This is a genomic window from Sphaerisporangium flaviroseum (genome assembly GCF_039537005.1).
Taxonomy (GTDB): domain Bacteria; phylum Actinomycetota; class Actinomycetes; order Streptosporangiales; family Streptosporangiaceae; genus Sphaerisporangium; species Sphaerisporangium flaviroseum.
Genome location: NZ_BAAAZR010000002.1, coordinates 603406 through 617297, shown reverse-complemented (window position 1 = coordinate 617297; position 13892 = coordinate 603406). Strand labels below are relative to the sequence as shown.

General features: G+C 70.6%; 7 protein-coding genes. 3 read left to right on the top strand and 4 right to left on the bottom strand.

Features of this window, described 5'->3' with window-relative positions; all coding sequences use genetic code 11:
- Window positions 1-260: 260 nt before the first annotated feature.
- From ABD810_RS08955 to ABD810_RS08940, 4 genes are all read right to left on the bottom strand, one after another.
- Window positions 261-2360, bottom strand: a complete 2100-nt coding sequence (locus ABD810_RS08955) for an AAA family ATPase (RefSeq protein WP_344936664.1) — start codon at window positions 2358-2360, stop codon at window positions 261-263.
- A gap of 69 nt (window positions 2361-2429) precedes the next feature.
- Window positions 2430-2702, bottom strand: a complete 273-nt coding sequence (locus ABD810_RS08950; protein ID WP_344936663.1) for a hypothetical protein — start codon at window positions 2700-2702, stop codon at window positions 2430-2432.
- Window positions 2703-2856: 154 nt separating this feature from the next.
- Window positions 2857-7257 (bottom strand): AAA family ATPase, encoded by a 4401-nt coding sequence (locus ABD810_RS08945; RefSeq protein ID WP_344936662.1) that lies wholly within the window; start codon window positions 7255-7257, stop codon window positions 2857-2859.
- A 56-nt stretch (window positions 7258-7313) separates the two neighbouring features.
- A complete protein-coding gene (locus ABD810_RS08940) occupies window positions 7314-8441 on the bottom strand; it encodes an exonuclease SbcCD subunit D (protein WP_344936661.1) in 1128 nt (375 codons plus the stop codon).
- 209 nt (window positions 8442-8650) lie between these two features.
- Here ABD810_RS08940 and ABD810_RS08935 point away from each other — a divergent pair, with 209 nt between their 5' ends.
- The 3 genes from ABD810_RS08935 to ABD810_RS08925 all read left to right on the top strand — a co-directional run bounded on the left by ABD810_RS08935 (window position 8651) and on the right by ABD810_RS08925 (window position 13701).
- The gene (locus ABD810_RS08935) at window positions 8651-10147 is read left to right on the top strand and encodes an alpha/beta hydrolase family protein (RefSeq protein WP_344936659.1); all 1497 of its coding nucleotides are present in this window, start codon (window positions 8651-8653) and stop codon (window positions 10145-10147) included.
- A gap of 201 nt (window positions 10148-10348) precedes the next feature.
- The gene (locus ABD810_RS08930) at window positions 10349-11812 is read left to right on the top strand and encodes an LCP family glycopolymer transferase (protein WP_344936657.1); all 1464 of its coding nucleotides are present in this window, start codon (window positions 10349-10351) and stop codon (window positions 11810-11812) included.
- Between the two features lie 302 nt (window positions 11813-12114).
- On the top strand, window positions 12115-13701 hold the full coding sequence (locus ABD810_RS08925; RefSeq protein ID WP_344936655.1) for an FAD-binding oxidoreductase: 1587 nt from the start codon (window positions 12115-12117) through the stop codon (window positions 13699-13701).
- Window positions 13702-13892: the final 191 nt, after the last annotated feature.

The window sequence follows — 13892 nt, the reverse complement described above, 5'->3', positions numbered from 1 at the left end:
CTCGGAAAGCCGCATCTCGAGAAGTGGCGGCGGGTGGCCACCCGATCGTGAATATCGGATAGCCGACAACCCGAAGGGCCTCTGACACGCACGCGCCGCGCCGGGTCGCCTTGAGGCCATGACGGGCTCACTGGGACGTCCCAAGGACTCACCAGCACCCCGCGTACCCAGCGGGCCATGCCACCGGCTTACCCCCCTCGACCGAGCAGGGCTGCGCACCGGCCCGGCGAGTCCCCCGGCCCGACCCGTCCCGAGGGGGGTCAGACTCCGGCGAGCGCCTGCGGGCCGGGGGTCGACACCAGCGTGTCCGCCACGATCGCGGCGGCCGTACGGTCGCGCAGCTCCGCCTCCGGAGTGAGGATGAGCCGGTGGGCGAGCACCGAACCCGCAAGCGCCTTGACGTCCTCCGGGATGACGAAGTGCCGTCCGGCCGCCGCCGCCCTCACCCTGCACGCCCGGAGCAGGGCCAGACCGGCCCGGGGACTCGCCCCCAGCCGGACCTCGGGCGACCGCCTGGTGGCGCTGACCAGGTTCACGACGTAGTCATAGATCGAGTCGGCGACGTGGATGCGGGTGACGAAATCGATCATTCCGGCGATGTCGGCCGCCCGTGCGATCAGAGGCAGGCGCTCCACCTGCGGGCCGGCCGGCATGCCCTTGAGCAGTTCGACCTCCGAGGCGTGGTCGGGGTATCCCACCGACACGCACATGAGGAACCGGTCGAGCTGAGCCTCCGGCAGCGGATAGGTGCCGTCCATGTCGACCGGGTTCTGCGTGGCCAGGACCATGAACGGACGTGGCACCGGATGACGTTCGGCGTCCACCGTGACACGCCGCTCCTCCATGACCTCCAGCAGCGCCGCCTGGGTCTTCGGCGACGCACGGTTGATCTCGTCCGCGAGCACGATGTTGGCGAACACCGGGCCCTGGTGGAACTCGAACCGCCCGCTGGACTGGTTGAAGATCGACACTCCGGTGATATCGGAGGGGAGCAGGTCAGGGGTGAACTGGATCCTGCGCACCTCGGCCTCGATGCCGGCCGCCAGGCTTCGGGCCAGCGTCGTCTTACCGGTTCCCGGAACGTCCTCGATGAGCAGGTGCCCCTCGGAGAACAGGCAGACGAGCGCGAGCTCGATCGTCTCCCTCTTGCCCCGGATCACCTGCTCGATGTTCCCGGCCAGCGCGTGGAACCGATGCTGGAACTGAACCGCGAGCGCCGCCACATCCACCTGCCCCACACTCCCGCGAGCGACAGGCACACCACCACTGGTCACCCCAGCATCCCCCACTCCGCCCACAGACCCCCCATACCGCCCACCGCCGTACCCCACCCCACCACTCTCCAGCACCGCCCGCTCCGCACTCCCATACTCCCCACCGACATGACCGGGAGCCTTGGTTCTCACGGTCGGCTCATCCAGGCCTCTGTATCGGCTGCTCCCGGGTTGCGCGGCCTCGTACCTCTGGTCGGCGGCGTCCGCGCCCGACTCCCCGGACGCCGGGTCACCCGACGGCTGAGACGCGTTGTAGCGTTCGGCCCCGTACCGGCCACTGTTGTAACCCGTGCCGGCCGCCTCTGAGGTGTGCTGCTCTTCAGCCTTGTACTGCCCTGCCGCATACTGCCCACTGCCAGGAGCCGCAGGACCGCCGATCTCGGCGCCCGGCTGTTCAGCAGCCGGGTACTGGCCCGCGCCGTATTGCCCGTCCCCGTACACCGGAGCCGGGCCGGTTGCGGAGGCGGCCTGTACGGAGGTCGGCTGTACGGAAGTCGGCTGTACGGAAGTCGGCTGTACGGAGGTGACCTGTGCAGAGGTCGCCTGCTCGGTCACGCCATACTGCTCCGGGCCGGGCTGCACGTCCCCGTACCCCGCACTTCCGGGCGCTGGACCCGTCAGTGCCGGGGTGCCATACGGGCGCGCGTCGTACTCACCGGCGTACGGCCGGCCGCCGCCATCCGTCCCGCCGTACTGCGCGCCGCCGTAACCGGCCGCCGACTCGGCCCCCGGGTACTTGCTCTCACCGTAACCAGCCCCAGGCTCCGCGCCTGAGTACTGCGTGGCGCCGTACCGTGCTCCCGTGTACGGCTGCTCGCCGTACTGGGGTTCCTCGTACGGCGGCCGGCCGTACTGCGGTTCGCTGTAGTGCTGGTCGCCGTACTGCGGATCGTTGTACTGCCGGCCGCCGGGCTCATGGCCGCTGTACTGCGGACCACTGTCCCCGTACTGGCGGCTGCCGTTCCCACCGTCGCCGTTCGCAGCGTTGAGGTGGGCAACGTCGACGTTCGGGACGTTGCCGTTCGCAGCGTTGCTGTGCTGGGTGTTGGTGGGTTGTGTGTTGTTGTGCTGCGGACTGTGCTTCACGACATGGCCCCCCTGATCAGTCGTCGCATCGGAACAACAGCGCGGCGCCTACGCCACCACGCGGAGTGATCACAAGCGTGTCGCCCAGATGGCCGACGGCGCCGTCCCCTCGATTCGGTACCAGACGTCCCTGACGTCACCCGGCTCCGGCTGCGTGACCGGGTCCCCATCGAGCCGGCGGATCACGGTGATGGGCCCGCATCGGCCCTTCGGGATCCTGCCCGCCTCGCCGGTCTTGCTGGTGCCAGGTCGTACGTTCATACCGGTCTGGTCATCGTTGTTGTTCTGATATGCCTTCCCCGTATAGGTGAGTTCGGCCGTGACCATCGCGGCGACGGCCACCCCTCAACATCGGGATCTTCGTCCCGTAACTCCCTTTGCCCCGCATTTAACGTTATTCACTCTAGTCTGCCCCGCGCCACCCGAAAGATGAAGCCGTTGATCCTCAAACGCATCAACCGCCCCAGTGCTCAACTAAGTTCCCGTATTTAGCGACTTATCCGGGAACGGACACGGAAAGGCTGGAGCCGAAACGGTTCTTGACCACTTTGAGCTGTGCGGGGACCCGGGCGCGTAGCTCTCCGACGTGGCTCACGATGCCGACGGCCCGGCCGCCGTCCCTCAGTTCGTCGAGGATGTCGAGGACGCCGTCCAGGCTCTCCTCGTCGAGGGTGCCGAACCCTTCGTCGATGAAGAGCGTGCCGAGCTCCACCCCGCCCGCCTCGGCGGTCACGACGTCGGCCAGCGCGAGCGCAAGCGCCAGAGATGTCATGAACGCCTCACCACCGGACAGGGTGGCGGGGTCACGGTCGGCACCGGTCCAGCCGTCGAGCACGCGCAGGCCCAGTCCACCGCCGGACCGTTTGCGGTCGGCGGCGGACTTGCGCACGTCGTACAGAAGGAGATAGCGCCCACCGGACATGTGGTCGAGCCGCTGGTTGGCGGCGTCCACCACCTGCCGCAGGCGCTCTCCGAGCACGTACGACGACAGGCGCATGTCGAGCGTGTTGTCCGGGGAGGTCCCGACGGCCAGCTCGGCGAGCCGCTTCGCCAGGCGATGGCGCGCTTCGGCCGGGCGCCACTCCTCAAGGGTGCCTTCGAGGGTCTCGGTGAACCGGACGAGCTGGTCGCACCGCGCGCCCGCCTGGTCGCTGGCGGAGGAATGTGTACGGTGCTCCCGTTCGGCGCCGTCGAACGCCTCCGTGAGCGCGGCGAGGTCAGGCGCGGGCATTGCGCCGGCGGCGAGGAGCTCTGGATCGGCGAGCAGCTTGGTGACGGCCGCGCGTTCGGCGTCCAGCTCCCGGAGCCGCTCGGACATGGACTCCCGGGCCGCCGCGGTCCGCGTGGCGGCGCGGGCGTCCGCGACGCTCGGGAACCCCGCGTCGGTGGCCGCGCTCTCGGCCCTGGCGAGCGCCGCGTCGCGCTCGGCACCCGCCGAACGGGCGTGCTCGGCGGCCTCCGCCGCGTCCCTGAGCAGCTCAGCCTCGTCGGTGAGCCTCTCGAGCCGTACCGCGAGCGAGGCGTCCTCGCCTCTGGCGGCGTCGAGCCGCACGGCGAGCCGCTCGGCATCGGCCGCGAGGCTCTTCTCCTGGGCGCGCTCGGCGGCGATCTCCAGGCCGATGCGCGTGGCACGCTCGGTGAGGTCGGTGAGCTCCGCCTCGATCCGCGCGGCCTCCTCAGCAAGCGCGTCCGCGCCGTCGGCCACCTCCCGCAACCGCCCCAGCGCCGCCTCGGCCTCCCCAAGAACCCGCACAGCCTCCTCAACGGTCGGATCCCCGGGATCCACAACCCCGTCGCCGCCCCCAACGGTGGCATCCCCAGGACCGGCAACCCCCTCAGCCGCGCCCCCAACGGTGGCATCCCCAGGATGCGCAACCCCCTTGGCCCCGGCTCCAACCGCTGGATCCCCAGGATGCGCAAACCCCCCGGCTCCGCCTCCAAGGATTGGATCCCCAGGATGCGCAACCCCCTTGGCCCCGGCTCCAACCGCTGGATCCCCAGGGTGCGCAAACCCCCCGGCCCCGGCTCTGGTCGGATGGCCCCCGCCCCACCCGCGGCGTGCGGCGGAGCGTGCCTCGTCGTGGGCGCCCGCGACCTCGGCGACGCGCGCGGCGGCCTGGATGGCGGCAACCAGGAGCCGCGCTTCCCCGGTGACCCGGTCACGGCGGGCCGTCACGGTCGGGTCGCCCTCGCGGGCGGCGTCGAGGACGGCCGCGAGACGGTCGGACTCCTCCCGCAGCCCAGCCTGGTGCGCACGATGCTCCGCGACGACAAGGTCGAGGTCCTGCGCCTTGCTTCTGGCCAGGTCAAGCGCATCCTGGACGCGCTCAGCCTCCGCCGCGAGCGCGGGCTCCTGCTCCGCCACGGCGCCAAGGGCGGCCAGCTCGGCCTCCGCCGCTTCTCTGGCGGCGACGGCCTCCTCCATCGAGACGCCGTCGGCGCGAGCGGTGGCCTCGTCGAGCTGGGAGGAGACCACGGCGACCCTGCCCTCGGCCGCCTGACGCGCCTCCTGCGCCGCGTCGGACAGCGCCTGGGCCTCCTGCTCTTCGCCGACCGTGGGCGTGGTCTCCGCAGGGGACGCGGGCGCCGGGTGATCGGTGGAACCGCATACGGCGCACGGCTCCCCCGGGGCGAGATCGCGGGCCAGCTCGGCCGCCATGCCCTCGATGCGGGCCTGCCTGACCGACTGCAGACGGTCGCGCAGCTCCTGCGCCTCGTCGATGGCCAGACGTCGCTCGCCCTCGCACGCCTCCAGTTCCGCCGTCAGCGCGTCGCGACGGACGACGTGCTCTAGCAGGGCATCGGCGGCCAGGCAGGCCGCCTCCGCCACCGGGATCCGGGCCGCCTCCGCTCTCATCGCCGCGAGCCGGCCGTCGATCTCCTCCAGACGCCCGGGCAGCTCCGCCTGCGTGTCGGCCAGAGCGGCCTCCCGCTCGGCGAGCTCCGCGAGGTCGGCGTCCAGTGCGGCCAGCTTGGCGTGGATCTCCGCGAACCTCGCCTCATCGGCTCGGCGATGCTCCAGTCCGGCCAGCTCGTCACGATGCGCACGCTCGACCGCCGCCAGCCGGTCACCCACCTCCCGCGCGGCCTCCTTGACCCCGGCCCCAAGGGCACCGGGCACCCACAAACGTCCAGCAGCATCCTTGACGCCGACGCCAAGGCTGTCGGGCACCCACAAGCTCCCGGCAGCCTCCACGACGTCGACACCAAGGCTGTCGGGCACCCACAAGCTCCCGGCAGCCTCCACGACGTCGACACCAAGGCTGTCGGGCGCGCACCGGCTCTCGGCGGGGGCTCGGGCGGCGAGGAGGGTGTCCGGCAGGGTGGCGGTCAAGGCTTCCGGTAGCTCGTTGAGCGCGTGGAGAAAGCCGTGCTGCGCGGCGGTCAGTTCCTCGGCGAGCGCGTCGCGCCGTCGTACGGCGTCCAGATCGCGGCCGGCGTTCGCCACGGCCGCTCGCGCGGCGGGCAGGCCGGAGGCGGCGAGCCGGGCCTGGGCCAGGCGCTCACCGGTCGCCCGGCGGACCTCCGGCAAGACGGCGAGCCGCTCGGCCGTTTCGGCCTCCTGCGCGAAGAGCGCGGACAGCCGCTTCCCGGCCAGAGCGAGCTCCTCGCGTACGCGCGCGAGCCGCGCCTCCTCGGGCCGGAGCTGCTCCAGCCTGGCGATCTCGTCACGGCGCGCCCGCTCGAGCTCGGCGAGCCGCTCCGGCTCCAACCGGGTCAGCTGAGCCGCCTGCCCGAGCTCCCCCGGCTGCCCGACGAAAGGGAGCGCGCGGGCCATCGCGTCGGCGGCGATCTGCTCGGTCTTGGCCGCGACCTCCGCGCGCTGCTCGGCCTGCTGGACGAGCGGCAGCACCTGATCGGCGCGCAGCGCCTCGGTGAGGATGGCCTCAAGGTCGGATCGCTCGTCGGCGGTCCTGTCGAGCTCGTCACGGCGCGCCTCGGCCTCGGCGCGAGCGCGCTGCCGCTGGGCCAGCTCACGGGCGGACTCCAGCTCGACCCGTGCGGATCTCAGCGCGGCCTCGCTCGCCGCCCTCGCCTCCGCCTGGCCCGCGCGCGCCTGCCGCGCCACCTCCACCAACGCGTGAGCCCACTCCAACGGCTCGGCCCGCGCATCCCATCGCGCCGAGGGCTCCCCTTGCGCGTCCCCACCCGCATGACCGTCCAGCTGCGCCTGCGCGTCCTGCTCCGTGTGTGTGTCGTGGGTGTTCATGGCCTCCAGGAGGGCCGGGCCTGCGGCGCCGCGCATGTGGTCGATGACGGAGTCGACGCGCTGGCGCAGTTCCTGGCGGTCGTGACCGGTGCGTGTGCGGTGGTCGGCCAGCCAGTGTTCGACGTCACTGAAGATCTTGACCGAGAACAGCTTCTCCAGCAGCTTGCGCCGCTCGTCGCCATCGGCACGCAGAAAGCGGGCGAAGTCACCCTGGGGCAACATCGCGACCTGGCAGAACTGGTCGGCGTTCATACCGAGCAGCGAGCCGACCAGTTCCCCGGTCTCGTCGGCGCGGCTGGAGAGGAACCTCCACTGGCCCGAGGCCTGCAGGTCCTCCAGCAGGACCTTGGCCTTTTCCTCGATGAGGCCCTCGCCTCTCAGCTTGGGCCGGTGCCAGACGGGCGACCGGGTGATCCGCAGCCGTCTGCCGCGTACGGTGACCTCCAGCACGACCTTCGGGCCGCGGCCGGCAGGGGCGTGGTCACAGCGCAGGCGCCGGGCGCTGTTGCGCTGGCCCGGAACCTGGCCGTAGAGGGCGTAGCAGACGGCGTCGAGCACGGTGGTCTTCCCCGCGCCCGTCGGACCGTGCACCAGGAACAGGCCCGCCTCGCCGAGCGCGTCGAAGTCGACGTCCTCGTCTCCGGGGAAGGAGCCGAAGGCCGTGAGCCGCAAGTGGTGCAGCCTCATCTCAGGCGCCCTCCACGCGTCACAAGGTCACGGCCGCCGGCCTCGCACAAGCCCATTCAGACCAGTGTCTCCTTCACCCGGCACGCCTGGACCGCTTCCTGGAGGAGCCGCCGCTCCTCGTCGTCGGCCGGCTCGCCGCGCACCTCGCGGATGAAGTCGAGCGCCACCTCGATCTCGGGACGGCCCGCGAACCGGGGGGCGCGAGGCGCGGCCGGGACAGCGCCGCCCGGCTCGAAGGCGAGAGCGAGGGTGTGGGGGAAACGCTCGCGCAGCTTCTCCATGGCTCCCTTCGGCCGGATCGGATCGGTGAGGGTGACCTGCAGCCAATGGTCCTCGTACCGGTCCCACTCGGCGGACACCAGCAGGTCGGCGAGGTGACCGCGCAGGCGGGCGATCGGACGCGGGACCGGGGCGGGCACGAACTCGGCGGCGGTGAACCCGGCGGGGCCGATGTCGACGAGCCAGGACCCCTTCAGATGGTCGGCCTCCGAGAAGGAGTAGGCGATCGGCGAGCCGGAGTAACGCACGGACTCGCTCATGCGCTGCCGTCCGTGCAGGTGGCCGAGTGCGGTGTAGTCGACGCCGGCGAAGGCGGTGACGGGCACGTGGGCGACCCCGCCCACGCTGATGTCGCGCTCACTGTCGCTGCTCTCGCCCCCCGTGACGAAGGCGTGGGCGAGCACCACCGACCTCGTGCCACGGCCGGCCAGGTCGTCGCGGATGAGGGTCATCGCGTGTTCGATGGCGGCCGTGTGGCTGCGCTCGGCCAGCTTCCACGGCTCGCGGACCATTTCGGGCTCGAGGTAGGGAATGCCGTAGAAGGCGACGTCGCCGATGACGACGGGCTCGCCGACCCTGGCCGGGTCGGTGCGCAGGTGCACGCCCGCCGCGTCGATCAGGTCGGCGCCGAAGCCCAGCCTGCGGGCGGAGTCGTGGTTGCCGCTGATGAGCAACGTGCGGACGCCCTCGGCGACCAGCCGCCCCAGCGCCTCGTTGCACAGCGCCACCGCGTCGACCGAGGGGAGCGCGCGGTCGTAGACGTCACCCGCGACCACGACCACGTCGACACGTTCCGAACGGATCGTCTCCACCAGGTGGTCGACGAAGGCGGCCTGGGCGCCGATCAGGCTTTCGCGGTGGAATGCCCGGCCCAGATGCCAGTCGGAGGTGTGCAGGACACGCATGTCGCAGGAAGCTAACAGGTCCCACTGACAAATGAGGTACCAGCCGCACCATCGTTCCCCCCGCGTGACTTAACCTGATGATCGGAGGTCGTATTTGGGGCGGAAAGCCCTCGTACAGAGGACACGTGCGACCGAGAGCGGAGTCCCTGCGAGCGATCACAGCGATCACATGGACCAGTCCGCGGCGAGCCGCCCGACGAGGAGGTGGCGTGAGCGACCGTAGCCGGTTGAGCGTGGCGACCGGAGCGCTTCTGGCGATCCTTGCGACGGTGGGGTACATGCTGTCCCCGCCGTCCTTCGACCCTCCGAGACTGAGCCAGAGCCAGACCTTCCAGTCGCTTCCGGCGCAGCCCGCGGCGGAGTACCGCCCGGTCCCCCACAACGCGCCCATCGCCGTCGAGGAGATCTCCGTCCCGGTGCACGGCACCACGCTCACCGCGACGATCAGGTCGCCGCGCACCCCGGGCCGCCATCCCGCGATGGCCTTCGTCCAGGGCTCCGGCCGTGGCGACCGGGGCGAGTTCACCAGCCAGGCCACGTGGCTGGCGAGGGCCGGGGTGGTGACCCTCACCTACGACAAGCGCACCGTCGGGTACGACTTCCGTCACCGGGACTTCGGCCTGCTCGCCGACGACGCGCTCCGGATGGTCGAGGTGCTGCGGAAGCGCGCCGACGTCGACCCGGTGCGCGCGGGCCTTTGGGGCGTGAGCGAGGGGAGCTGGGTCGTCCCCATCGCGGCGGCCAGGAGCGTCGACGTCGGCTTCACCGTGCTGGTCTCCTCCCCCAACGTCTCGCCGGTGCGACAGGTCGCGTGGGCGCTGAACGAGCAGCTCGAACGCCTGCACGCGCCCGCCGACGTCCGCGAGTTGCTGACCAAGGCGATGGGCGGCGTCGGGTTCAACTTCCTGCGCTACGACAGCGTCCCGGCGCTGAAACAGCTGAAGAAACCGGTCCTGGCGCTGTACGGCACGATGGACCCCTCGATCCCGTTCGTGGAGAGCACCCAGAAGCTCACCTCGGCGCTGGGCGACGCGGGCAACTCCGACTACACCATCCGGTTCCTCCGCGGCGCCGACCACGCCATGAGGATCCACGGCGGCGCGTTCACCCGCGGGTACCTCGAGACGATGGCCAACTGGATCATCGGGCTTCCCGGCACCGCGCGGCCGCCGGCGGGGGCGCAGATCGCCGGAGCCACGCCCGTGCAGCGGTACGAGGCCACCGACGTGCCGCGCGCGCCCTGGTACGCCGGCACCGCGGTCCTGGGCCTCGCGCTCACCCTCACCGCCGTCGGCTACGTCGCGGCCCCGGTCACCGAGATGGTCGTACGGCTGCGCGGCCGTGACCTGCTTCCCTCGGCGCACTCGGAGTCCTGGCCGGCGATCCGCCGCCGCCTGCGCCGGATGGCGTGGACCGGTGTGGCCCTGCTCGCGTCGGTGCTGGCCTTCATCATGCTGATCGTGCTCTTCTCGGTGAACCAGGCCGGGGCATGGCCCGCGGTGCTGTCCGGATGGCTCATCATCCGCGTGCTGGCGGTCCTCATGCTGGTGCAGGAGGTCACGACCGTGGCGGCCGTCGTCACCGCCTTCCGCGCGGGCTGGGAGCCGGGCCGCTGGCAGCGGTTCACGGTGGCCACGATGCTGGGTGGCACGGCTCTGCTCCTGGTCACCGCCGCCTACTACGGGCTGTTCGGTATTCCCTGGTAGCCGCCCGGCTCCGTGCCGGGGATTCGGGTCCGGGCCTGCGGGCATGGATTCGGAATGCTCGTGAGGGAGTGCCTGTCGGTGCGGCCGGCGGGTTCCGGCCCGTACGTATCCGTATAAATCGTGAGCTGTTCTCGGCGTGTTCACGTGCTCGTCGGCTCGCCTGAATACATTTCCCCTCCTGGCCAGGGGGGTGGGAGAGCGTTGCCTGATACGAGGAAGCCAGGGGGAGCCGTCGCGGTCATCGGCTGGACGGCCCTCTCCGCCCTTCTACCGGGCTCGGCACATCTGCGCGCGGGCCACCGTCGTACCGGTTTCGCCCTGCTCGGGACGTACGTGCTGGTGGTCGCCGCCCTCGGCGTGGTCGCCTTCACGGCGGACGCCGATCTCGCGGGGCGGCTCCTCGATCCCGGCTGGCTGCGCGCCATCATCGCCCTGGCGGTCATCGCGGCCGTCTGCTGGTTCGCCCTGCTGGTCCGCTCGTACGTGATCCTCCGGCCCGGCAACCTGTCCCAGGTGGGCCAGATCGTCTCGGGGATCCTGACCGGGACGCTGGCCGTCGCCGTGACGATGCCCTTCGTCGTCGTCGCCCAGTACGTGATGGTGTCCGAGGAGACGCTGAACAGCGTCTTCGACGCCCCCACGGCCGTCGCGGCCGCCCCGACCGCAGGCGCGAAGCCGGCGGACCCCTGGGACGGCAGGACCCGGGTCAACGTCCTGCTCCTCGGCGGCGACTGGCAGCCCGACCGCGTCGGCGTGCGCACCGACAGCATCAACCTCGTCAGCGTGGACGTCCGCACGGGCAACACCGTGCTGCTCAGCCTGCCCCGCAACCTGGAGAACGTCCGCTTCCCCCCGGGGAGCCCGATGCACCGGCGGTTCCCCACCGGGTTCCGCCTGCCGGCCAACCCCGACGGGTCCCGGGAGGACCTGCTCTTCTCGGTCTGGGAGTACGCCGAGGTCCATACCGAGATCTTCGGGGGACGCAAGGGCATGGGCCCGGAGACGCTGAAGGAGACCATCGGGTACACCCTCGGGGTCGATGTCGACTGGTACGCGCTGGTGAACATGTGGGGGCTGGCCCGGATCATCGACGCGCTGGGCGGCCTGACCCTCACGGTCCCCACCGATGTGGTGTTCGGCAAGTACGACGAGGGACTCGTCAAGGCGGGCACCCGCAAGCTGCGCGGCGCGGACGCGATGTGGTTCGCCCGCTCGCGTACGTTCAGCGACGACTACACCCGCATGGGACGCCAGCGGTGCGTGCTCGACGCGCTGCTCCACCAAGCCGACCCGGCGACCGTGCTGCTCCGCTTCAACCAGCTCGCCCAGGCCTCCAAGGGCATGTTCCGCACCGACATCCCCCGCCCGATGCTGGGGCACTTGGTACCGCTCGCGCTGAAGGTCAGGAACGCCCAGGTGACGGGCGTGCAGTTCGTCCCGCCTTTGATCTACACCGGCAATCCGGACTGGGCACGGATACGCAGGCTCAGCGCCAAAGCGATCCGCGACTCCGTCGCACGCTCGGCCGCGCCTTCGGCGACCACGTCGCCGGACCCGCAGGCGTCTGCGGCCGGGGCCACCGCCTCGCCCTCTTCCAGCACCAAGCCGCGGAAGCCGTCTTCGACCAGCTCGGAGTCTCCCGCGGGCGACATCTGCGGCACCTGACACCCAAGATCACGGTTCTGTAACGGTAGTGCTTCAGTTACATGAAGTAGCCGGGTGACTACGGTAAGTCTTTCTCGTGTGTCTGCCCCCCGTGACGCGGTCGCGTCGAGTGACCTTTGACGATGCGTCCTGCCCGTTCCCTCCTCCGCGCTCCGGGTGGCCTGTTCCGCGCGTTGTTCCGGCAGCCGGGACGGAGCCTCGTGACGGCCGCCGCCGAGCTCCAGGCGAGCCCGCCGGGCCCGTCCCACGCCCTTCCCGGGCGCTCCGCCGGCGACGCCGTCAATTCCGATAAGGAGAGCGCAGTGTCCAACGTGGAAGCCGGTTCGGGCATCACCGTGACGGGGATCGACGACAGGTACGGCGCGATGTGCCAGGGGTTCAACCAGCGCTGGACCGCCCATCCCGACTACATCAAGGTCGTGCGATCGACCGCCGACGTCGTGGGTGCCCTGAACGAAGCGCTCAACAGCGGCCGCACGCGCATCGCCGTCCGCTCCGGTGGCCACTGCTACGAGAACTTCGTGGCCAACCCCGGCGTACAGGTGATCATCGATGTGGGCCAGATGGACCGCGTCCACTACGACCCGGGCATGGGGGCGTACTGCGTGGAGGCGGGCTCGACCAACTGGCACGCCTACACCCGGCTGTACCGCGAGACCGGCCGCACTCTGCCCGCCGGGTCCTGTTACTCGGTGGGCGCGGGCGGTCACATCTGCGGCGGCGGATACGGGCTGCTCTCGCGCCGGCACGGTCTCACCGTCGACTACCTGTACGCCGTCGAGGTGGTCGTGGTCCGCCGCCGGCCGCACGGCGACTTCGAGGCGGAGGCGGTCGTCGCCCGCAGGAGCGACGAGGGCGACCTGCACGACCTGTGGTGGGCGCACACCGGTGGCGGCGGCGGCAACTTCGGGGTGATCACGCGCTACTGGTTCAAGGACTTACCACGGCCGCCGATAAACGTCTGGCTCAGCGCCGTCGCGTGGGACTGGGACGGCATGACGTACGACCCCTTCGCCCGCCTTGTCGCGAATTTCGGACGGTTCTGTGCTGAGAACAGCCATCCCGGCAGCGAGTACGCCGACCTGTTCTCCATCCTGAAGCTGACCCACAAGAAGGCGGGCAAGATCGGACTGATCACCCAGGTCGACGCCACGAATCCCGCGGCCGGGCGTGACCGGCTGGACGCCTTCCTCAGCCAGATCGAGGACGGCGTGGGGCTGGAGCGTGCCGAGCTCGACGTCGACCTGGGCGAGCATCCCCAGATCCGCGGCCTGCACCGGGAACCTCTCCTGATGCCCTGGATCCAGGCGACACAGACGCTCAACGGCTCGGGGGACAACCGGCGAGGCAAGTACAAGTCGGCTTACATGCGCAAGCCGTTCCCCGATGACCAGATCCAGGGCATCTGGAACTACCTGTCCAGCACGCGGGACGGCGACGGCTACGACAACACGCAATACGACAACGCTGAAGCTCTGATCCAGGTCGACACCTATGGCTGCAAGATCAACGCTCTGGGCGCCCACGAGACGGCCACGGTCCAACGTGATTCGATCATGAAGTTGCAGTACCAGGCCTACTGGACCGACCCGGCGGAAGACGGCGTCCACGAGCGCTGGCTGCGCGAGCTCTACCGCAGGGTCTACGCCGCCTCCGGGGGCGTCCCGGTCCCCGCCACCGCCGAAGGCGCCATCGACCCCGCCGCGATCACGGACGGGTGCTACATCAACTACCCCGACCGCGACCTGGGCAACGACGAGTGGAACACATCGGGGGTTCCCTGGTACCACCTCTACTACGGCGACAACTACGAGCGCCTGCTCAAGGCCAAGCGACGATGGGACCCGCACAACGTCTTCCAGCACGAGCAGTCGATCAGGGTCGTCTAACACGGGTAGTCGATCAGGGTCCCCCAGCACGAGCAGTGAGCGGGCTCCCTGAGCACGAACAGTCGATCAGGGTCCTCCAGCACGAGCGGCCGATCAGGCTCTTCCAGCACGAGCGGTCGATCAGGCTCTTCCAGCACGAACAGTCGATCAGGTGAGATGCTGTCCGTGCTCGCTCGCCTGAGGAGGATCCC

Excerpts from the sequence above, each read along its gene's own strand:
- ABD810_RS08940 (WP_344936661.1), bottom strand. The coding sequence starts at position 8,441 with ATGCGTGTCCTGCACACCTCCGACTGGCATCTGGGCCGGGCATTCCAC.
- ABD810_RS08945 (WP_344936662.1), bottom strand. The coding sequence starts at position 7,257 with ATGAGGCTGCACCACTTGCGGCTCACGGCCTTCGGCTCCTTCCCCGGA.